This window comes from Pseudomonas sp. LBUM1678, from assembly GCF_059695575.1.
Genome location: NZ_CP166775.1, coordinates 6,138,266 through 6,160,275, shown reverse-complemented (window position 1 = coordinate 6,160,275; position 22,010 = coordinate 6,138,266). Strand labels below are relative to the sequence as shown.

At 54.1% G+C, this 22,010-nt stretch carries 13 protein-coding genes, 6 tRNA genes and 3 rRNA genes; all 22 read left to right on the top strand.

The genetic code is table 11. The features are described 5' to 3' along the window. Window positions 1-58 precede the first annotated feature (58 nt). The gene (gene tyrS, locus ACA070_RS28115) at window positions 59-1,258 is read left to right on the top strand and encodes a tyrosine--tRNA ligase (protein ID WP_497449156.1); all 1,200 of its coding nucleotides are present in this window, start codon (window positions 59-61) and stop codon (window positions 1,256-1,258) included. Between the two features lie 80 nt (window positions 1,259-1,338). Beyond that, entirely contained in the window at window positions 1,339-1,518 is a 180-nt protein-coding gene (locus ACA070_RS28110; RefSeq protein ID WP_497449155.1) for a hypothetical protein, read from the top strand. Window positions 1,519-1,810: 292 nt separating this feature from the next. Beyond that, window positions 1,811-3,349: ribosomal RNA gene (locus ACA070_RS28105) — 16S ribosomal RNA — on the top strand. Window positions 3,350-3,431: 82 nt separating this feature from the next. Further along, a tRNA-Ile gene (locus ACA070_RS28100) sits at window positions 3,432-3,508 on the top strand. A gap of 27 nt (window positions 3,509-3,535) precedes the next feature. Then, window positions 3,536-3,611, top strand: a tRNA-Ala gene (locus tag ACA070_RS28095). A gap of 249 nt (window positions 3,612-3,860) precedes the next feature. Continuing rightward, window positions 3,861-6,752, top strand: a 23S ribosomal RNA gene (locus ACA070_RS28090). Between the two features lie 174 nt (window positions 6,753-6,926). Then, a 5S ribosomal RNA gene (gene rrf, locus ACA070_RS28085) occupies window positions 6,927-7,042 on the top strand. Together the 16S, 23S and 5S rRNA genes with 2 tRNA genes alongside form the textbook arrangement of a ribosomal RNA operon. A 135-nt stretch (window positions 7,043-7,177) precedes the next feature. Beyond that, window positions 7,178-8,137: a bifunctional biotin--[acetyl-CoA-carboxylase] ligase/biotin operon repressor BirA gene (birA, locus tag ACA070_RS28080; RefSeq protein WP_497449154.1), complete on the top strand. Its 960-nt coding sequence runs from the start codon at window positions 7,178-7,180 to the stop codon at window positions 8,135-8,137. Beyond that, window positions 8,127-8,876, top strand: a complete 750-nt coding sequence (locus ACA070_RS28075) for a pantothenate kinase (RefSeq protein ID WP_497449153.1) — start codon at window positions 8,127-8,129, stop codon at window positions 8,874-8,876. Before birA ends, ACA070_RS28075 begins: the two co-directional genes overlap by 11 nt. A gap of 7 nt (window positions 8,877-8,883) precedes the next feature. Next, window positions 8,884-9,324: a hypothetical protein gene (locus ACA070_RS28070; RefSeq protein ID WP_497449152.1), complete on the top strand. Its 441-nt coding sequence runs from the start codon at window positions 8,884-8,886 to the stop codon at window positions 9,322-9,324. Window positions 9,325-9,466: 142 nt separating this feature from the next. After that, window positions 9,467-9,551, top strand: a tRNA-Tyr gene (locus ACA070_RS28065). A 24-nt stretch (window positions 9,552-9,575) separates the two neighbouring features. Further along, window positions 9,576-9,649: transfer RNA gene (locus tag ACA070_RS28060), tRNA-Gly, on the top strand. A gap of 26 nt (window positions 9,650-9,675) precedes the next feature. Beyond that, window positions 9,676-9,751: transfer RNA gene (locus tag ACA070_RS28055), tRNA-Thr, on the top strand. A 174-nt stretch (window positions 9,752-9,925) separates the two neighbouring features. Then, window positions 9,926-10,001, top strand: a tRNA-Trp gene (locus tag ACA070_RS28050). A gap of 45 nt (window positions 10,002-10,046) precedes the next feature. Then, on the top strand, window positions 10,047-10,415 hold the full coding sequence (gene secE, locus ACA070_RS28045) for a preprotein translocase subunit SecE (RefSeq protein WP_090179217.1): 369 nt from the start codon (window positions 10,047-10,049) through the stop codon (window positions 10,413-10,415). Window positions 10,416-10,424: 9 nt separating this feature from the next. Further along, complete coding sequence (gene nusG / locus ACA070_RS28040) at window positions 10,425-10,958, top strand: transcription termination/antitermination protein NusG (RefSeq protein ID WP_007896622.1); 534 nt, start codon at window positions 10,425-10,427, stop codon at window positions 10,956-10,958. 117 nt (window positions 10,959-11,075) lie between these two features. Then, complete coding sequence (gene rplK / locus ACA070_RS28035) at window positions 11,076-11,507, top strand: 50S ribosomal protein L11 (RefSeq protein WP_003210097.1); 432 nt, start codon at window positions 11,076-11,078, stop codon at window positions 11,505-11,507. After that, on the top strand, window positions 11,507-12,202 hold the full coding sequence (gene rplA / locus ACA070_RS28030; protein ID WP_007896626.1) for a 50S ribosomal protein L1: 696 nt from the start codon (window positions 11,507-11,509) through the stop codon (window positions 12,200-12,202). Before rplK ends, rplA begins: the two co-directional genes overlap by 1 nt. A gap of 198 nt (window positions 12,203-12,400) precedes the next feature. After that, a complete protein-coding gene (rplJ, locus tag ACA070_RS28025) occupies window positions 12,401-12,901 on the top strand; it encodes a 50S ribosomal protein L10 (protein ID WP_010467255.1) in 501 nt (166 codons plus the stop codon). An 80-nt stretch (window positions 12,902-12,981) separates the two neighbouring features. Next, window positions 12,982-13,347, top strand: a complete 366-nt coding sequence (gene rplL / locus ACA070_RS28020) for a 50S ribosomal protein L7/L12 (protein ID WP_497449151.1) — start codon at window positions 12,982-12,984, stop codon at window positions 13,345-13,347. A gap of 220 nt (window positions 13,348-13,567) precedes the next feature. Beyond that, a complete protein-coding gene (gene rpoB / locus ACA070_RS28015) occupies window positions 13,568-17,641 on the top strand; it encodes a DNA-directed RNA polymerase subunit beta (protein ID WP_497449150.1) in 4,074 nt (1,357 codons plus the stop codon). Between the two features lie 64 nt (window positions 17,642-17,705). After that, entirely contained in the window at window positions 17,706-21,905 is a 4,200-nt protein-coding gene (gene rpoC / locus ACA070_RS28010) for a DNA-directed RNA polymerase subunit beta' (RefSeq protein WP_007896632.1), read from the top strand. Window positions 21,906-22,010: the final 105 nt, after the last annotated feature.

Below are 22,010 nucleotides of genomic sequence, written 5' to 3'. Positions count from 1 at the left end.
TTTGACGCGTGATCTTGTATGGTTGGTCCCCTTTGAATTCGAGCCTTGCGGGTCTGTTATGAAGTCGGTTGAAGAGCAGCTAGCGCTGATAAAACGTGGTGCGGAAGAACTGTTGGTCGAGTCCGAGCTGATCGAAAAGCTCAAGCGTGGCCAGCCGCTACGTATTAAGGCAGGCTTCGATCCGACTGCGCCGGATTTGCACCTGGGCCATACCGTGCTTATTAATAAGCTGCGCCAGTTCCAGGAGCTGGGTCATCAGGTGATCTTCCTTATAGGTGACTTCACCGGGATGATCGGTGATCCGAGTGGCAAGAGCGCGACACGTCCTCCGCTCACTCGTGAGCAGGTTCTCGAGAATGCCGAGACCTACAAGACTCAGGTCTTCAAGATTCTTGATCCTGCCAAGACCGAGGTGGCGTTCAACTCCACCTGGATGGATCAAATGGGGCCGGCGGACTTCATCCGTCTGACTTCGCAGTACACCGTGGCTCGCATGCTTGAGCGCGACGACTTCGACAAGCGCTACACGACCAACCAGCCAATCGCTATTCACGAGTTCCTTTATCCGTTGGTTCAAGGTTATGACTCGGTCGCGTTGCGCGCGGATGTCGAGTTGGGCGGTACCGATCAAAAATTCAACCTGCTGATGGGGCGTGAGCTGCAGCGCGGTTATGGTCAGGAGGCTCAATGCATTCTGACGATGCCGTTGCTCGAAGGTCTGGATGGCGTTAAGAAGATGTCCAAGTCGTTGGGCAACTACGTCGGTATCCAGGAGGCGCCGGGCGTCATGTACGGCAAGCTGGTCTCTATTCCAGATGCGTTGATGTGGCGCTACTTCGAATTGCTCAGTTTCCGTTCCATGGATGAGGTCAATGCATTCCGTGCAGATGTCGAGGCGGGTGCCAATCCGCGGGATATCAAGATCAAGCTGGCCGAAGAGATCGTGGCGCGTTTCCATGGTGAAGAAGCTGCGGCCAATGCTCACCGTGCGGCGGGCAACCGTATGAAGGAAGGCGAGTTGCCGGACGATCTGCCAGAGATCGAGTTGACCGCAACTGAAGATATGCCGATCGCTGCCGTCCTTAATAAGGCGGGTCTGGTAAAGAACTCGGCCGTCGCACGAGATCTGCTGGGCTCCGGTGGTGTGCGTGTAGATGGTGAGGTTGTCGATCGCACCTTTATATACGTACTGGGCGCGACCCATGTTTGCCAGGCAGGAAAGAAGGCATTTGCGCGTATTACGCTCAAATCCGAATAAAGCTGAAATTAGGGGTTGACGGCAGATTCTGGAAGTCTATAATTCGCCCCACTTCCGGCGCAGTCGAAACGGAAAACTCCTTGAAAAACAAAGAGTTACGCAGTTTTCGACAGCGAGTTGCTTCAGTTCATCGAAGCCCAGAAGGAGTTGATCAGGCAGGGTTGTTTGGCGTGATTGACGGTTCGATCTTCTCGGTCGAAAGCGGAGAAAAAGAGGTGTTGACAGCAGCGAGTAACGCTGTAGAATTCGCCTCCCGCTAACGAGAGATCGGAAGCGCAAGTGGTTGAAGTTGCAAAGGAAACTTTGAAAACTTCTGAAAATAACCGCTTGACAGCAACAGAGGCTGCTGTAGAATGCGCGCCTCGGTTGAGACGAAAGATCTTAACCAACCGCTCTTTAACAACTGAATCAAGCAATTCGTGTGGGTGCTTGTGGAGTCAGACTGATAGTCAACAAGATTATCAGCATCACAAGTTACTCCGCGAGAAATCAAAGATGTAACCAACGATTGCTGAGCCAAGTTTAGGGTTTCTTAAAAACCCAAAGATGTTTGAACTGAAGAGTTTGATCATGGCTCAGATTGAACGCTGGCGGCAGGCCTAACACATGCAAGTCGAGCGGCAGCACGGGTACTTGTACCTGGTGGCGAGCGGCGGACGGGTGAGTAATGCCTAGGAATCTGCCTGGTAGTGGGGGATAACGCTCGGAAACGGACGCTAATACCGCATACGTCCTACGGGAGAAAGCAGGGGACCTTCGGGCCTTGCGCTATCAGATGAGCCTAGGTCGGATTAGCTAGTTGGTGAGGTAATGGCTCACCAAGGCGACGATCCGTAACTGGTCTGAGAGGATGATCAGTCACACTGGAACTGAGACACGGTCCAGACTCCTACGGGAGGCAGCAGTGGGGAATATTGGACAATGGGCGAAAGCCTGATCCAGCCATGCCGCGTGTGTGAAGAAGGTCTTCGGATTGTAAAGCACTTTAAGTTGGGAGGAAGGGCATTAACCTAATACGTTAGTGTTTTGACGTTACCGACAGAATAAGCACCGGCTAACTCTGTGCCAGCAGCCGCGGTAATACAGAGGGTGCAAGCGTTAATCGGAATTACTGGGCGTAAAGCGCGCGTAGGTGGTTTGTTAAGTTGGATGTGAAATCCCCGGGCTCAACCTGGGAACTGCATTCAAAACTGACAAGCTAGAGTATGGTAGAGGGTGGTGGAATTTCCTGTGTAGCGGTGAAATGCGTAGATATAGGAAGGAACACCAGTGGCGAAGGCGACCACCTGGACTGATACTGACACTGAGGTGCGAAAGCGTGGGGAGCAAACAGGATTAGATACCCTGGTAGTCCACGCCGTAAACGATGTCAACTAGCCGTTGGGAGCCTTGAGCTCTTAGTGGCGCAGCTAACGCATTAAGTTGACCGCCTGGGGAGTACGGCCGCAAGGTTAAAACTCAAATGAATTGACGGGGGCCCGCACAAGCGGTGGAGCATGTGGTTTAATTCGAAGCAACGCGAAGAACCTTACCAGGCCTTGACATCCAATGAACTTTCCAGAGATGGATTGGTGCCTTCGGGAACATTGAGACAGGTGCTGCATGGCTGTCGTCAGCTCGTGTCGTGAGATGTTGGGTTAAGTCCCGTAACGAGCGCAACCCTTGTCCTTAGTTACCAGCACGTAATGGTGGGCACTCTAAGGAGACTGCCGGTGACAAACCGGAGGAAGGTGGGGATGACGTCAAGTCATCATGGCCCTTACGGCCTGGGCTACACACGTGCTACAATGGTCGGTACAGAGGGTTGCCAAGCCGCGAGGTGGAGCTAATCCCAGAAAACCGATCGTAGTCCGGATCGCAGTCTGCAACTCGACTGCGTGAAGTCGGAATCGCTAGTAATCGCGAATCAGAATGTCGCGGTGAATACGTTCCCGGGCCTTGTACACACCGCCCGTCACACCATGGGAGTGGGTTGCACCAGAAGTAGCTAGTCTAACCTTCGGGAGGACGGTTACCACGGTGTGATTCATGACTGGGGTGAAGTCGTAACAAGGTAGCCGTAGGGGAACCTGCGGCTGGATCACCTCCTTAATCGACGACATCAGCTGCTCCATAAGTTCCCACACGAATTGCTTGATTCATTGAAGAAGACGATAAGAAGCAGCCCGAAATTGGGTCTGTAGCTCAGTTGGTTAGAGCGCACCCCTGATAAGGGTGAGGTCGGCAGTTCGAATCTGCCCAGACCCACCAATTTTGTGTGGGAACCTGTAGAAATACGGGGCCATAGCTCAGCTGGGAGAGCGCCTGCCTTGCACGCAGGAGGTCAACGGTTCGATCCCGTTTGGCTCCACCACTACTGCTTCTGTTTGTTGAAAGCTTAGAAATGAGCATTCCACCAAGACGGTGATGAATGTTGATTTCTAGTCTTTGATTAGATCGTTCTTTAAAAATTTGGGTATGTGATAGAAAGATAGACTGAGCGTTACTTTCACTGGTAACGGATCAGGCTAAGGTAAAATTTGTGAGTTGCTCTTAATTGAGTATTATCGAATTTTCGGCGAATGTCGTCTTCACAGTATAACCAGATTGCTTGGGGTTATATGGTCAAGTGAAGAAGCGCATACGGTGGATGCCTTGGCAGTCAGAGGCGATGAAAGACGTGGTAGCCTGCGAAAAGCTTCGGGGAGTCGGCAAACAGACTTTGATCCGGAGATGTCTGAATGGGGGAACCCAGCCATCATAAGATGGTTATCTTAAGCTGAATACATAGGCTTAAGAGGCGAACCAGGGGAACTGAAACATCTAAGTACCCTGAGGAAAAGAAATCAACCGAGATTCCCTTAGTAGTGGCGAGCGAACGGGGACTAGCCCTTAAGTGGCTTTGAGATTAGCGGAACGCTCTGGAAAGTGCGGCCATAGTGGGTGATAGCCCTGTACGCGAAAATCTCTTAGTCATGAAATCGAGTAGGACGGAGCACGAGAAACTTTGTCTGAATATGGGGGGACCATCCTCCAAGGCTAAATACTACTGACTGACCGATAGTGAACTAGTACCGTGAGGGAAAGGCGAAAAGAACCCCGGAGAGGGGAGTGAAATAGATCCTGAAACCGTATGCGTACAAGCAGTGGGAGCCCACTTTGTTGGGTGACTGCGTACCTTTTGTATAATGGGTCAGCGACTTATTTTCAGTGGCGAGCTTAACCGAATAGGGGAGGCGTAGCGAAAGCGAGTCTTAATAGGGCGTCTAGTCGCTGGGAATAGACCCGAAACCGGGCGATCTATCCATGGGCAGGTTGAAGGTTGGGTAACACTAACTGGAGGACCGAACCGACTACCGTTGAAAAGTTAGCGGATGACCTGTGGATCGGAGTGAAAGGCTAATCAAGCTCGGAGATAGCTGGTTCTCCTCGAAAGCTATTTAGGTAGCGCCTCATGTATCACTGTAGGGGGTAGAGCACTGTTTCGGCTAGGGGGTCATCCCGACTTACCAAACCGATGCAAACTCCGAATACCTACAAGTGCCGAGCATGGGAGACACACGGCGGGTGCTAACGTCCGTCGTGAAAAGGGAAACAACCCAGACCGTCAGCTAAGGTCCCAAAGTTATGGTTAAGTGGGAAACGATGTGGGAAGGCTTAGACAGCTAGGAGGTTGGCTTAGAAGCAGCCACCCTTTAAAGAAAGCGTAATAGCTCACTAGTCGAGTCGGCCTGCGCGGAAGATGTAACGGGGCTCAAACCATACACCGAAGCTACGGGTATCACTTAGGTGATGCGGTAGAGGAGCGTTCTGTAAGCCTGTGAAGGTGAGTTGAGAAGCTTGCTGGAGGTATCAGAAGTGCGAATGCTGACATGAGTAACGACAATGGGTGTGAAAAACACCCACGCCGAAAGACCAAGGTTTCCTGCGCAACGTTAATCGACGCAGGGTTAGTCGGTCCCTAAGGCGAGGCTGAAAAGCGTAGTCGATGGAAAACAGGTTAATATTCCTGTACTTCTGGTTATTGCGATGGAGGGACGGAGAAGGCTAGGCCAGCTTGGCGTTGGTTGTCCAAGTTTAAGGTGGTAGGCTGGAATCTTAGGTAAATCCGGGATTCTAAGGCCGAGAGCTGATGACGAGTGTTCTTTTAGAACACGAAGTGGTTGATGCCATGCTTCCAAGAAAAGCTTCTAAGCTTCAGGTAACCAGGAACCGTACCCCAAACCGACACAGGTGGTTGGGTAGAGAATACCAAGGCGCTTGAGAGAACTCGGGTGAAGGAACTAGGCAAAATGGCACCGTAACTTCGGGAGAAGGTGCGCCGGTGAGGGTGAAGCATTTACTGCGTAAGCCCATGCCGGTCGAAGATACCAGGCCGCTGCGACTGTTTATTAAAAACACAGCACTCTGCAAACACGAAAGTGGACGTATAGGGTGTGACGCCTGCCCGGTGCCGGAAGGTTAATTGATGGGGTTAGCTAACGCGAAGCTCTTGATCGAAGCCCCGGTAAACGGCGGCCGTAACTATAACGGTCCTAAGGTAGCGAAATTCCTTGTCGGGTAAGTTCCGACCTGCACGAATGGCGTAACGATGGCGGCGCTGTCTCCACCCGAGACTCAGTGAAATTGAAATCGCTGTGAAGATGCAGTGTATCCGCGGCTAGACGGAAAGACCCCGTGAACCTTTACTATAGCTTTGCACTGGACTTTGAATTTGCTTGTGTAGGATAGGTGGGAGGCTTTGAAGCGTGGACGCCAGTTCGCGTGGAGCCAACCTTGAAATACCACCCTGGCAACTTTGAGGTTCTAACTCAGGTCCGTTATCCGGATCGAGGACAGTGTATGGTGGGTAGTTTGACTGGGGCGGTCTCCTCCTAAAGAGTAACGGAGGAGTACGAAGGTGCGCTCAGACCGGTCGGAAATCGGTCGTAGAGTATAAAGGCAAAAGCGCGCTTGACTGCGAGACAGACACGTCGAGCAGGTACGAAAGTAGGTCTTAGTGATCCGGTGGTTCTGTATGGAAGGGCCATCGCTCAACGGATAAAAGGTACTCCGGGGATAACAGGCTGATACCGCCCAAGAGTTCATATCGACGGCGGTGTTTGGCACCTCGATGTCGGCTCATCACATCCTGGGGCTGAAGCCGGTCCCAAGGGTATGGCTGTTCGCCATTTAAAGTGGTACGCGAGCTGGGTTTAGAACGTCGTGAGACAGTTCGGTCCCTATCTGCCGTGGACGTTTGAGATTTGAGAGGGGCTGCTCCTAGTACGAGAGGACCGGAGTGGACGAACCTCTGGTGTTCCGGTTGTCACGCCAGTGGCATTGCCGGGTAGCTATGTTCGGAATAGATAACCGCTGAAAGCATCTAAGCGGGAAACTAGCCTCAAGATGAGATCTCACTGGGACCTTGAGTCCCCTGAAGGGCCGTCGAAGACTACGACGTTGATAGGTTGGGTGTGTAAGCGCTGTGAGGCGTTGAGCTAACCAATACTAATTGCCCGTGAGGCTTGACCATATAACACCCAAGCAATTTGTTGGCCTGAAAGGGCACCAGATTGCGGTGTGTGAAGACGAAACGAACCGAAAGTTCGACTGTACTCACAAAAGCAGCACAAAACACCGAAAGCTGTCACATACCCATTCGCTGGAGCGTGAACCTGCAAAGGCCCACGACCTGGCTACCGAATTTCTTGACGACCATAGAGCATTGGAACCACCTGATCCCATCCCGAACTCAGCAGTGAAACGATGCATCGCCGATGGTAGTGTGGGGTTTCCCCATGTGAGAGTAGGTCATCGTCAAGATTAAATTCCGAAACCCCAATTGCGAAAGCAGTTGGGGTTTTGTTTTGTCCGCAGGAAAGTACTGGCTCTCGGGTTTTCTATGCAACGGCTCGGGGCATGGCTATCATGCGGGCCTCATTGTGAGGCGATACTTGCATGCTGACGTTGTTAAAGCTTCTTAAGGATGGCAAGTTCCATTCGGGTCAGGCCCTAGGCATCGCCTTGGGTATCAGTCGTAGCGCGGTATGGAAGCAGCTGCAGCATTTAGAGGCTGAGCTCGGCTTGTCCATCCACAAGGTGCGCGGTCGCGGCTATCAAATGGCTGCGCCATTGACGCTGCTTGATCCTGTCGACATAGAAGAGCAGGCGCCCTCGTGTGACTGGCCTATTCTGGTCTTCGATTCAATTGACTCCACTAACGCTGAAGCCTTGCGCGCAATCGAGCGTGGCCAGGCTGCGCCATTTTTGGTGCTCTCTGAGCGGCAGACTGCGGGGCGTGGCCGACGTGGCCGTAATTGGGCCAGTCCTTTCGCGGAAAACATCTATTACAGCCTCGTATTGCGCATCGAGGGCGGAATGCGTCAGCTCGAGGGCTTGAGCCTTGTGGTTGGGCTTGCCGTCATGCAGGCTTTGCGAGATCTCGGTATTCCAGGCGCGGGCTTAAAGTGGCCCAACGATGTTTTGGTTGGCCAGAAAAAGATTGCCGGAATATTGCTCGAGTTGGTGGGGGATCCTGCTGATGTGTGTCACGTGGTGTTGGGTGTTGGAATTAATGTGAACATGCAGTCGACCGACGAGATTGATCAGCAATGGACATCCATGCGGCTCGAGTCGGGAAGGGTGTTTGATCGCAATCACCTCGTTGCGCAATTAGGGTTAATGCTTCAGAAATATCTGGCTCGTCATCAGATCGATGGGTTTTCCGCCATCCAGGGGGAATGGGAGCAGAACCATCTTTGGCAGGGGCGGGCAGTCTCATTGATTGCTGGCGTTAACCAAATAGATGGTGAGGTGTTGGGTATCGACAGTCAGGGTGCCTTGCGCTTGAAGGTAAATGGTGTGGAAAAAGTCTTTAGTGGTGGTGAGCTCAGTTTGAGGTTGCGTGATGATTCTTGAGCTCGACTGCGGAAACAGTTTTATAAAATGGCGCGTTCTCCATGCAGATGCCAAGCGGGTGTTTGGTGAGGGCGTGGTGGATTCGGATCATGCATTGCTGGAAAGCCTGGATGAACTTGAAGGGCTGACCCTCAAGCGGTGCCGGTTGGTCAGTGTCAGAACGACCGAAGAGACCGGCGCGTTGACTTCTCTGCTGATGCAAGCATTCTCTGTGTCCGCTGTATGCGCTGCGCCGGCGCGAGAAATGGCGGGCGTTCGAAATGGGTACGAGGAGTTCGAGCGGTTAGGGCTTGATCGCTGGCTCGCGATGCTCGGTGGGTTTCATCTGGCCGCAGGAGCCTGCCTCGTACTCGATTTCGGAACTGCAGTGACTGCAGATTTTATTGCGGGGGATGGAGAGCATCTTGGCGGGTTTATCTGTCCAGGGATGCCTTTGATGCGCAACCAGTTACGAACCCATACCCGCAAGATTCGCTACGGCGATATTGCTGCCGAGCGCGCCCTGGAAAGCCTCGTGCCTGGCCGCACAACTGTCGAAGCGGTTGAGCGAGGATGTTCGCTTATGCTGAGGGGCTTCGTCCTGACCCAGCTTGAAATGGCGCATAGTTATTGGGGGGAGGATTTTGCTGTATTCCTCACGGGAGGTGATGCGGCGCTTGTCTCTGAAATCGTGCCTGATGCCAGGCTGATTCCCGACCTGGTATTTGTAGGTCTGGCGATGGCATGTCCTTTGTCTTGAGGTTTTTATGCGTTGGTTGTTCCTGCTGCTGCTTGTTCTCAATGTCTTCTATTACATTTGGCATCAACAAGAAGCTCCGCTGCGTGCCAAAGACGTCACGCCATTGAGTTTGTATCGAGGATCGCAGCAGGATATCCGCCTGCTGAGCGAGGCGACTGATACGGCTCGTGAGAAAGGAAAGCCTGCGTCGACGGACAGTGGGTGTCTCTATTTGGGTGGCTTCACTCGTCAGGAGATCGCACTGGCAGCTGAGCGACGATTGGGCGGGATGGATATCAAATTTCAGTCTTTGCCAAAAGACTCCTCTGCTTCTGCTGGTTACTGGGTCCGCATAGCGCCCGAAAGCCGGCGTTTGGTGGATGATCTTCAGCTGTTAAACCTTTCCAGAGAATTCAACGAGTTAAAACATAAAATAATGCCGTGCGAGGGGGTTGCGCCTGCGGAATAGTTTGCATAGAATGGCGCCCGCTTCGCAGTGAAGACCTTTAAAGGTCGACGGTGCAAAGCGGTGTCAACGCAGCTAACCTCAGGTTTTTAATGAGAAAATGCTTGACAGAAGGTCGGCATGATATAGAATGCCGGCTCGCTTAGGAGGGGTTCCCGAGCGGCCAAAGGGATCAGACTGTAAATCTGACGTCTACGACTTCGAAGGTTCGAATCCTTCCCCCTCCACCATTTTTAGCGAGAGCTGCAAGCTCCGCGGGTATAGTTTAGTGGTAGAACCTCAGCCTTCCAAGCTGATGATGCGGGTTCGATTCCCGCTACCCGCTCCAAGTTTGCAGGTCCTGCAAAGCGTTACGCTCTTGTAGCTCAGTTGGTAGAGCACACCCTTGGTAAGGGTGAGGTCAGCGGTTCAAATCCGCTCAAGAGCTCCATATAACAAGGCAGATATGAAAATATCTGCCTTTGTTTTAATGGTCGCGGTCGCATCTTGCTGTGTTTTTGCTGGGTGATCGTGCGGGTGGTTTTGATGATGAAATCAAGGCTGTCGAGTAAATTGTTGTAATGTCTTTTTCGGGTCGGCATAATGGTCGGCCTGATTTTGTTTTAGGTCAGTAGCTCAATTGGCAGAGCGACGGTCTCCAAAACCGTAGGTTGGGGGTTCGATTCCCTCCTGACCTGCCAGATTCACTTGGTGTGTCTGGCTTTCTTTTCACAGGATCTTCATAGATGACTCCTAAAGCTGAAGTTCAAGGCTCTCGCTTCGATCTGCTCAAGTGGCTTGTAGTAGTCGCCTTGGTGGTTGTTGGCGTTGTTGGCAATCAGTATTACTCAGCATCGCCGATCCTGTATCGCGTACTTGCATTGCTCGCCATTGCTGCTGTAGCTGCCTTTGTAGGCCTGCAGACAGTCAAGGGCAAGTCTTTCTTCGTACTGGTTAAGGAAGCTCGCACCGAAATTCGTAAAGTCGTATGGCCAACTCGCCAAGAAACCACGCAGACCACGCTGATTGTTGTGGCTGTTGTCCTGGTTATGGCGTTGCTGTTGTGGGGGCTAGATTCCCTGCTCGGCTGGCTTGTTTCCTTGATTGTCGGCTAAGGGTGTCCCGTGGCTAAGCGTTGGTACGTTGTGCATGCTTACTCCGGTTACGAGAAGCATGTCATGCGCTCGTTAGTAGAGCGCGTAAAGCTGGCTGGCATGGAAGATGGCTTTGGCGAAATTCTGGTTCCCACTGAAGAAGTGGTTGAAATGCGTAATGGCCAGAAACGCAAAAGCGAGCGCAAGTTCTTCCCAGGTTATGTGCTGGTTCAGATGGACATGAACGAGGGTACTTGGCACTTGGTCAAGGATACTCCTCGTGTGATGGGTTTCATTGGCGGTACCGCTGATAAGCCTGCACCGATCACAGATAAAGAGGCAGAAGCGATTCTGCGTCGCGTTGCTGATGGTAGCGACAAGCCGAAGCCGAAGACGTTGTTCGAGCCGGGTGAGTCGGTACGTGTCAATGACGGTCCGTTTGCCGATTTCACTGGCACGGTCGAAGAAGTTAACTACGAAAAGAGCCGGATCCAAGTGGCAGTGCTCATTTTCGGTCGCTCTACTCCGGTAGAGTTAGAGTTCAGTCAGGTCGAAAAGGTCTAGCTGAACAAGCATCCCAACCCCGCAGCCCTAGGCTGTGGGGTTTTGTCGTCACTGGGATAAACGCGCAAGTAACCGGGGAGCCTTTCGAGGCGTTCGAACCCGTAATTGGAGTGCCTCATGGCCAAGAAGATTACCGCTTACATCAAGCTGCAAGTGAAGGCCGCTCAGGCTAACCCAAGCCCACCTGTTGGTCCTGCTTTGGGTCAGCACGGCGTGAACATCATGGAATTCTGCAAGGCTTTCAACGCCCGTACTCAGGGTATTGAGCCAGGCCTGCCGACTCCAGTGATCATCACTGTCTACAGCGACCGTAGCTTCACTTTCGAAACCAAATCCACCCCTGCTTCGGTTCTGCTGAAGAAGGCTGCTGGTCTGACTAGCGGTTCCGCTCGTCCGAACACCGTTAAGGTTGGCACCGTGACCCGTGCTCAGCTGGAAGAAATCGCGAAAACCAAAAACGCGGATCTGACTGCAGCTGATATGGACGCAGCCGTGCGTACTATCGCCGGTTCTGCTCGTAGCATGGGCCTTAACGTGGAGGGTGTGTAATGGCTAAGTTGACCAAGCGTCAAAAGGCTATCGCCGGCAAAATCGAAGCAGGCAAGTCCTACAACTTTGTAGACGCTGCTGCTCTGCTGGCTGAGCTGTCGACTGTCAAGTTCAGCGAGTCGTTCGACGTTGCTGTAAACCTGGGTGTTGACCCGCGTAAATCTGACCAGGTTGTTCGTAGCGCTACTGTGCTGCCACACGGCACTGGCAAGACCGTTCGCGTAGCTGTGTTCACCCAGGGTCCAGCTGCTGAGGCCGCTTTGGCTGCCGGCGCTGACCGTGTAGGTATGGACGACCTGGCTGCCGAAATGAAAGGCGGCGACCTGAACTATGACGTAGTTATCGCATCCCCGGATGCCATGCGCGTTGTTGGTCAGTTGGGTCAGATCCTGGGCCCGCGCGGCCTGATGCCTAACCCTAAAGTCGGCACTGTAACTCCAGACGTAGCTACCGCGGTTAAAAACGCCAAGGCTGGTCAGGTTCGTTATCGCACCGACAAAAACGGCATCATTCACACCTCCGTTGGCAAAGTCGGCTTTGATGCCGTCAAGCTGAAGGAAAACGTTGAAGCCCTGATCGCTGATCTGAAGCGTATCAAGCCAGCTTCTTCGAAAGGTATTTACGTCAAGCGCGTTACCCTGAGCACCACCATGGGTCCAGGTCTGGTCATCGACCAAGGCTCGCTCGACGCGTAAGACAAAGATTGGCGCAAGCGATTGCGCCAATTAAAAGATTGGGGTCCCTGCCTGGCGGGGGCTATCCAAGACCGTAGGCGACGCAAGTCTTAAACCTCAAGCCTACGCAGATGGTGCTCCCGGTTCCTTACCGAATCAGACACCAAAACGACATCTGGCCTCGGTTGGATGAAACGGTAACAAGCAGGAGTTTTTCCCGTGGCAATTAAACTTGAAGACAAGAAAGCCATCGTCGCTGAAGTCAACAAGGCTGCCCAAGTTGCTCTGTCCGCTGTCGTGGCTGATGCCCGTGGCGTAACAGTAGGCGCTATGACCGGACTCCGTAAAGAGGCTCGTGAAGCTGGCGTTTACGTACGTGTTGTACGTAACACCCTGCTCAAGCGCGCCGTTGCTGGCACTCAATATGACGTGCTCAACGACGTGTTCACTGGCCCGACCTTGATTGCATTCTCCAAAGAACATCCGGGTGCTGCTGCCCGTATCTTCAAAGAGTTCGCAAAAGGTCAGGATAAGTTCGAGATCAAGGCAGCTGCGTTCGAGGGCAAGTTCCTCGCAGCTAATCAGATCGACGTACTGGCAAGCCTGCCGACCCGTGACGAAGCAATTTCTCAGCTGATGAGCGTGATTCAAGGCGCAACCAGCAAATTGGCTCGTACTCTGGCGGCTCTTCGCGACCAGAAAGAAGCTGCTGCAGCCTAAGGCTGAGCGACTCCTTTCAGCGTTTATTGTTTATTTCGATGGCCGCGTAGGCTGTCACCCCAATACAGGAATTTATAGTCATGTCTCTGACTAACGACCAAATCATCGAAGCAATCGGCGAAAAATCCGTTCTGGAAATCGTTGAGCTGATCAAGTCCATGGAAGAGAAGTTCGGCGTTTCCGCTGCCGCTGCTTCCGCTGGTCCAGCTGCTGTCGCTGCTGTTGTTGAAGAACAAACTGAATTCAACGTCATGCTGCTGGAAGCTGGCGAGAAGAAAGTTAACGTGATCAAGGCAGTACGTGAACTGACCGGTCTGGGCTTGAAAGAAGCCAAGGCTGTAGTTGACGGCGCTCCTGGCATGGTTCTGGAAGCTGTTTCGAAAGACGCAGCTGACAAAGCCAAAGCCACTCTGGAAGAAGCAGGCGCTAAAGTCGAGCTGAAGTAAGCATCGACTTTGCTCCTCCAGCCCGAGCGTTAAGCGAAAGGCTGATGGCTGGTGGCTCTTGCCACCGGCCTTTTTCCGTTATTGGCAGCCGACTGGGTCGGTGCTGGTAACGAGCTGTAACCACCCGATGCGGTGGCGCAAACCATGGGGTTTGCACGATTTTCTGGCTGCTCCCGTCGGGAGGGGCCAAACAAGCAGGTGACCAAGCTGGGGAACGCTGATGGCTTACTCATATACTGAGAAAAAACGTATCCGCAAGGACTTTAGCAAGTTGCCGGACGTCATGGATGTGCCTTACCTCCTGGCCATCCAGCTGGATTCGTATCGTGAATTCTTGCAAGCGGGAGCGACTAAAGATCAGTTCCGCGACGTGGGCCTGCATGCGGCCTTCAAATCCGTTTTCCCGATCATCAGCTACTCCGGCAATGCTGCGCTGGAGTACGTCGGTTATCGCCTGGGCGAACCGGCATTTGATGTCAAAGAATGCGTATTGCGCGGTGTAACTTACGCCGTACCTTTGCGGGTAAAAGTGCGCCTGATCATTTTCGACAAAGAATCGTCGAACAAAGCGATCAAGGACATTAAAGAGCAAGAAGTCTACATGGGTGAAATCCCCCTGATGACTGAGAACGGTACCTTCGTAATCAACGGTACCGAGCGTGTAATCGTTTCCCAGCTGCACCGTTCCCCGGGCGTGTTCTTCGACCACGACCGTGGCAAGACGCACAGCTCCGGTAAACTGCTGTACTCCGCGCGCATCATTCCTTACCGCGGTTCGTGGCTGGACTTCGAGTTCGACCCGAAAGACTGCGTGTTCGTGCGTATCGACCGTCGTCGCAAGCTGCCTGCATCGGTATTGCTGCGCGCGCTCGGCTATACCACTGAAGAAGTGCTCGACGCGTTCTACACCACCAACGTTTTCCATCTGAGCGGCGAAACCCTCAGTCTGGAACTGATTGCTTCGCGTCTGCGTGGTGAAATTGCTGTTCTGGATATTCAGGACGAGAAGGGCAAGGTCATCGTTGAGGCTGGTCGTCGTATTACTGCGCGCCACATCAACCAGATCGAAAAAGCTGGTCTCAAGACCCTGGAAGTGCCACTGGACTACGTCCTGGGTCGCACTACCGCCAAGGCCATCGTGCATCCGGCAACCGGTGAAATCCTGGCAGAGTGCAACACCGAGCTGAACACCGAGATCCTGGCCAAAATTGCCAAGGCTCAGGTTGTTCGCATCGAAACTCTGTACACCAACGATATTGACTGCGGTCCGTTCGTCTCCGACACACTGAAGATCGACTCCACCAGCAACCAATTGGAAGCGCTGGTCGAGATCTATCGCATGATGCGTCCAGGCGAGCCGCCAACCAAAGACGCTGCCGAGACTCTGTTCAACAACCTGTTCTTCAGCCCTGAGCGCTATGACCTGTCTGCGGTCGGCCGGATGAAGTTCAACCGTCGTATCGGTCGTACCGAGATCGAAGGTTCGGGCGTGTTGTGCAAAGAAGACATCGTCGCGGTACTGAAGACTCTGGTCGACATCCGTAACGGTAAAGGCATCGTCGATGACATCGACCACCTGGGTAACCGTCGTGTTCGCTGCGTAGGCGAAATGGCCGAGAACCAGTTCCGCGTTGGCCTGGTACGTGTAGAGCGTGCGGTCAAAGAGCGTCTGTCGATGGCTGAAAGCGAAGGCCTGATGCCGCAAGACCTGATCAACGCCAAGCCAGTAGCTGCGGCGGTGAAAGAGTTCTTCGGTTCCAGCCAGCTTTCCCAGTTCATGGACCAGAACAACCCGCTGTCCGAGATCACCCACAAGCGTCGTGTTTCTGCACTCGGCCCTGGCGGTTTGACTCGTGAGCGTGCTGGCTTCGAAGTTCGTGACGTACACCCGACTCACTACGGTCGTGTATGCCCGATTGAAACGCCGGAAGGTCCGAACATCGGTCTGATCAACTCCCTGGCTGCCTATGCGCGCACCAACCAGTACGGCTTCCTCGAAAGCCCGTACCGTGTGGTGAAAGACGCTCTGGTCACCGACGAGATCGTGTTCCTGTCCGCCATCGAAGAAGCTGATCACGTGATCGCTCAGGCTTCGGCCACGATGAACGACAAGAAAATGCTGATCGACGAGCTGGTAGCTGTTCGTCACTTGAACGAGTTCACCGTCAAGGCGCCGGAAGACGTCACCTTGATGGACGTTTCACCGAAGCAGGTAGTTTCGGTTGCAGCGTCGCTGATCCCGTTCCTCGAGCACGATGACGCCAACCGTGCGTTGATGGGTTCGAACATGCAGCGTCAAGCTGTACCAACCCTGCGCGCTGACAAGCCGCTGGTCGGTACTGGCATGGAGCGTAACGTAGCTCGTGACTCCGGCGTTTGCGTCGTGGCTCGTCGTGGCGGCGTAATCGACTCCGTTGACGCCAGCCGTATCGTGGTTCGTGTTGCTGATGATGAAGTTGAAACCGGCGAAGCTGGTGTCGACATCTACAACCTGACCAAATACACCCGCTCCAACCAGAACACCTGCATCAACCAGCGTCCGCTGGTGCGTAAAGGTGATCGGGTTCAGCGTAGCGACATCATGGCTGACGGCCCGTCCACCGACATGGGTGAACTGGCGCTGGGTCAGAACATGCGCATCGCGTTCATGGCCTGGAACGGTTACAACTTCGAAGACTCCATCTGCCTGTCGGAACGAGTTGTTCAAGAAGATCGATTCACCACGATCCACATTCAGGAACTGACCTGTGTGGCACGTGACACCAAGCTTGGGCCAGAGGAAATCACTGCAGACATCCCTAACGTGGGTGAAGCTGCACTGAACAAGCTGGACGAAGCCGGTATCGTTTACGTAGGTGCTGAAGTAGGCGCAGGCGACATTCTGGTAGGTAAGGTCACTCCGAAAGGCGAGACCCAACTGACCCCGGAAGAAAAACTGCTGCGTGCCATCTTCGGTGAGAAAGCCAGCGACGTTAAAGACACCTCTCTGCGTGTGCCTACCGGCACCAAGGGTACCGTCATCGACGTACAGGTCTTCACCCGCGACGGTGTTGAGCGTGACGCTCGTGCACTGTCGATCGAGAAGACTCAGCTCGACGAGATCCGCAAGGACCTGAACGAAGAGTTCCGTATCGTTGAAGGCGCCACTTTCGAACGTCTGCGTTCCGCTCTGGTCGGCCACAAAGCCGAAGGCGGCGCCGGTCTGAAGAAAGGTCAGGAAATCACCGACGAAGTTCTCGACGGTCTTGAGCATGGTCAGTGGTTCAAACTGCGCATGGCTGAAGATGCTCTGAACGAGCAACTCGAGAAGGCTCAGGCCTACATCGTTGATCGCCGCCGTCTGCTGGACGACAAGTTCGAAGACAAGAAGCGCAAACTGCAGCAGGGCGATGACCTGGCTCCAGGCGTGCTGAAAATCGTCAAGGTTTACCTGGCAATCCGTCGCCGCATCCAGCCGGGCGACAAGATGGCCGGTCGTCACGGTAACAAAGGTGTGGTCTCCGTGATCATGCCGGTTGAAGACATGCCGCACGATGCCAATGGCACCCCGGTCGACGTCGTCCTCAACCCGTTGGGCGTACCTTCGCGTATGAACGTTGGTCAGATCCTTGAAACCCACCTCGGCCTCGCGGCTAAAGGTCTGGGCGAGAAGATCAACCGGATGATCGAAGAGCAGCGCAAAGTCGCTGAGCTTCGTAAATTCCTCGACGAGATCTACAACCAGATCGGCGGTCGTAACGAAGATCTGGATAGCTTCTCCGACCAGGAAATCCTGGATCTGGCGAAGAACCTGCGTGGCGGCGTTCCAATGGCCACTCCAGTGTTCGACGGCGCCAAGGAAAGCGAAATCAAGGCCATGCTGAAACTGGCAGACCTGCCAGAAAGCGGCCAGATGCAGCTGACTGACGGCCGTACCGGCAACAAGTTCGAGCGCCCGGTTACTGTTGGCTACATGTACATGCTGAAGCTGAACCACTTGGTAGACGACAAGATGCACGCTCGTTCTACCGGTTCGTACAGCCTGGTTACCCAGCAGCCGCTGGGTGGTAAGGCGCAGTTCGGTGGTCAGCGTTTCGGGGAGATGGAGGTCTGGGCACTGGAAGCATACGGTGCTGCTTACACTCTGCAAGAAATGCTCACAGTGAAGTCGGACGATGTGAACGGCCGTACCAAGATGTACAAAAACATCGTGGATGGCGATCACCGTATGGAGCCGGGCATGCCCGAGTCCTTCAACGTGTTGATCAAGGAAATTCGTTCCCTCGGCATCGATATCGATCTGGAAACCGAATAACACGTGACGCGAATCGAGAGCGGGGCAGGATTGCCCGCTCTCTGCTCCGCCAGGAGGAAAGGCCTTGAAAGACCTACTGAATTTGCTGAAAAACCAGGGTCAAGTCGAAGAGTTCGACGCCATCCGTATTGGATTGGCATCGCCTGAGATGATCCGTTCGTGGTCGTTCGGTGAAGTTAAAAAGCCGGAAACCATCAACTACCGTACGTTCAAACCTGAGCGTGACGGCCTGTTCTGCGCCAAGATCTTTGGCCCGGTAAAGGATTACGAGTGCCTGTGCGGTAAGTACAAGCGCTTGAAGCACCGTGGTGTGATCTGCGAGAAGTGCGGCGTTGAAGTCGCGCTGGCTAAAGTTCGTCGTGAGCGCATGGCGCACATCGAACTGGCCTCGCCAGTTGCCCACATCTGGTTCCTGAAATCGCTGCCGTCGCGTATCGGCTTGCTGATGGACATGACCCTGCGTGATATCGAACGCGTTCTCTACTTCGAGAGCTATGTCGTTATCGATCCAGGCATGACCACCCTTGAAAAAGGTCAGCTGCTGAACGACGAGCAGTACTTCGAAGCGCTGGAAGAGTTCGGCGACGATTTCGATGCCCGCATGGGTGCCGAAGCTGTCCGTGAACTGCTGCACGCTATCGACCTGGAACACGAGATTGGCCGTCTGCGCGAAGAAATTCCGCAAACCAACTCCGAAACCAAGATCAAGAAGCTGTCCAAGCGTCTGAAGTTGATGGAAGCCTTCCAGGGTTCCGGCAACCTTCCAGAATGGATGGTGCTGACCGTTCTGCCGGTTCTGCCGCCAGATCTGCGTCCACTGGTCCCGCTGGATGGCGGTCGCTTCGCGACTTCCGACCTCAACGATCTGTATCGTCGAGTGATCAACCGTAACAACCGCTTGAAGCGCCTGCTTGATCTGTCCGCTCCGGACATCATCGTGCGCAACGAAAAGCGTATGTTGCAGGAAGCTGTCGATGCACTGCTCGACAACGGTCGTCGTGGTCGCGCTATCACCGGTTCGAACAAGCGTCCTCTGAAATCCCTGGCTGACATGATCAAGGGTAAGCAAGGTCGTTTCCGTCAGAACTTGCTCGGTAAGCGTGTTGACTACTCGGGTCGTTCGGTAATTACCGTAGGTCCGACCCTGCGTCTGCACCAGTGCGGTCTGCCGAAGAAAATGGCTCTCGAGCTGTTCAAACCGTTCATTTTCGGCAAGCTGGAAATGCGTGGTCTCGCGACCACCATCAAAGCTGCCAAGAAGATGGTCGAGCGTGAGCTGCCGGAAGTTTGGGACGTTCTCGCTGAAGTTATCCGCGAACACCCGGTTCTCCTCAACCGTGCACCGACCCTTCACCGTCTGGGTATCCAGGCGTTTGAACCGGTACTGATCGAAGGTAAGGCTATCCAGCTGCACCCTCTGGTCTGTGCTGCGTACAACGCCGACTTCGACGGCGACCAAATGGCCGTGCACGTACCGCTGACACTGGAAGCCCAGTTGGAAGCGCGTGCGTTGATGATGTCGACCAACAACATTCTGTCGCCAGCCAACGGTGAGCCAATCATCGTTCCGTCGCAGGACGTTGTATTGGGTCTGTACTACATGACTCGTGAAGCGATCAACGCCAAGGGCGAAGGTCGTGTGTTCGCGGATCTGCAGGAAGTTGACCGTGTGTTCCGTGCCGGCGAAGCCGCACTGCACGCTAAAGTCAAAGTGCGGATCAACGAAACCGTCAACGATCGTGATGGTGGCAGCGTCAAGAACACCCGTATTGTCGACACCACTGTCGGTCGTGCGCTGTTGTTCCAGGTTGTTCCACCTGGCCTGTCGTACGACGTCGTCAACCAGCCGATGAAGAAAAAGGCGATCTCCAAGCTGATCAACCAGTGCTACCGCGTGGTTGGTTTGAAAGAGACCGTGATCTTCGCTGACCAGTTGATGTACACCGGTTTTGCCTATTCGACCATTTCCGGCGTTTCCATCGGTGTTAACGACTTCGTTATCCCGGATGAAAAAGCCCGCATCATCGGTGCTGCTACCGACGAAGTGAAAGAGATCGAAAGTCAGTACGCCTCCGGCCTGGTAACCCAGGGCGAGAAGTACAACAAAGTGATCGACCTTTGGTCCAAGGCGAACGACGAAGTTTCCAAGGCGATGATGGCCAACCTCTCGAAAGAGAAAGTCATCGATCGTCATGGCGTCGAAGTCGACCAAGAGTCCTTCAACTCGATGTACATGATGGCCGACTCGGGCGCACGGGGTTCTGCTGCGCAGATCCGTCAGCTCGCCGGTATGCGTGGCCTGATGGCCAAGCCGGACGGTTCCATCATCGAAACGCCGATTACTGCGAACTTCCGTGAAGGTTTGAGCGTACTTCAGTACTTCATCTCTACTCACGGTGCTCGTAAAGGTTTGGCGGATACCGCGTTGAAAACTGCGAACTCCGGTTACCTGACTCGTCGTCTGGTAGACGTGGCGCAGGATCTGGTTGTGACCGAGATCGATTGCGGCACCGAACATGGCCTGGTAATGACTCCGCACATTGAAGGCGGTGACGTTGTTGAGCCGTTGGGTGAGCGCGTATTGGGTCGTGTCATTGCCCGTGACGTGTTCAAGCCGGGTACCGAAGAAATCATCGTTCCTGCCGGTACGCTGGTAGACGAGAAGTGGGTCGAGTTCATCGAGCTGAACAGCATCGACGAAGTGATCGTGCGTTCGCCGATCAGCTGCGAAACCCGCTATGGCATTTGCGCCAAGTGCTACGGCCGTGACTTGGCTCGTGGTCACCAGGTGAACATCGGTGAAGCGGTCGGCGTTATCGCTGCCCAGTCCATCGGTGAGCCGGGTACCCAGCTGACCATGCGTACGTTCCACATCGGTGGTGCGGCAAGCCGGACCTCCGCAGCTGATAGCGTTCAGGTGAAGAATGGCGGTACCGTCCGTCTGCATAACCTGAAGCACGTTGAGCGAGTGGATGGTTGCCTGGTTGCTGTGTCCCGTTCCGGTGAGCTGGCGATCGCTGATGACTTCGGTCGTGAGCGCGAGCGTTACAAGCTGCCGTACGGTGCTGTGATTTCGGTTAAAGAAGGTGACAAGGTCGACGCTGGCGCAATCGTGGCCAAGTGGGATCCGCACACTCACCCAATCGTTACCGAAATGAAAGGTACCGTGACCTACGTGGGCATGGAAGAAGGCATCACGATCAAGCGTCAGACTGACGAATTGACCGGTATGACCAACATCGAAGTACTCGACGCCAAAGACCGTCCAGCTGCCGGTAAAGATATCCGTCCTGCTGTGAAGATGGTTGATGACAACGGCAAGGATCTCTTGCTGCCGGGTACCGACGTAATTGCTCAGTACTTCCTGCCTGCCAACGCCCTGGTCGGTGTGGCGGACGGTGCGAAAATCGCGATCGGTGATGTTATCGCTCGTATTCCGCAAGAGACTTCGAAGACCCGTGACATCACCGGTGGTCTGCCGCGTGTTGCCGACTTGTTCGAAGCTCGTCGTCCGAAAGAAGCCTCGATTCTGGCTGAAGTCAGCGGCACCATCGCGTTCGGTAAAGAGACCAAAGGCAAGCGCCGTCTGGTTATCACCCCGAACGACGGTAGCGATCCGTACGAAGAGCTGATTCCGAAGTGGCGTCACCTGAACGTCTTCGAAGGCGAACAGGTAAACCGCGGCGAAGTTATCTCCGACGGCCCGAGCGATCCACACGACATCCTGCGTCTGTTGGGTGTGAGTGCGCTGGCCAAGTACATCGTGAACGAGATCCAGGACGTTTATCGCCTGCAAGGCGTGAAGATCAACGACAAGCACATCGAGACCATCCTGCGTCAGATGCTGCGTAAAGTTGAAATCGCTGAATCCGGCGATTCCAGTTTCATCAAGGGCGACCAGATGGAATTGACTCACGTTCTGGTAGAGAACGAGCGTCTGGCTGGCGACGAGAAATTCGTTTCCAAGTTCACTCGCGTGCTGTTGGGTATCACCAAGGCGTCGTTGTCCACCGAATCGTTCATCTCGGCGGCTTCCTTCCAGGAAACCACTCGCGTACTGACCGAGGCGGCGGTAACCGGCAAGCGCGATTACCTGCGCGGCCTGAAAGAAAACGTAGTCGTGGGTCGTCTGATCCCGGCAGGTACCGGTCTGGCTTATCACAGCGAGCGCAAGCGCCGCCGTGATGCTGACAAACCGTTGCGCGTAAGCGCCAGTGAAGTGGAAGCTGCACTGACCGAAGCGCTGAACTCGAGCGGTAACTGAGTTCTGCGATAAATGAGCGTAAGGCCCTGATCGTTCCGTTTATCGAATCAAGACAATTTGTCGAGGTTGGATGAGCGGGAAGGTCGGGGCCTTGCCTTGACTGGG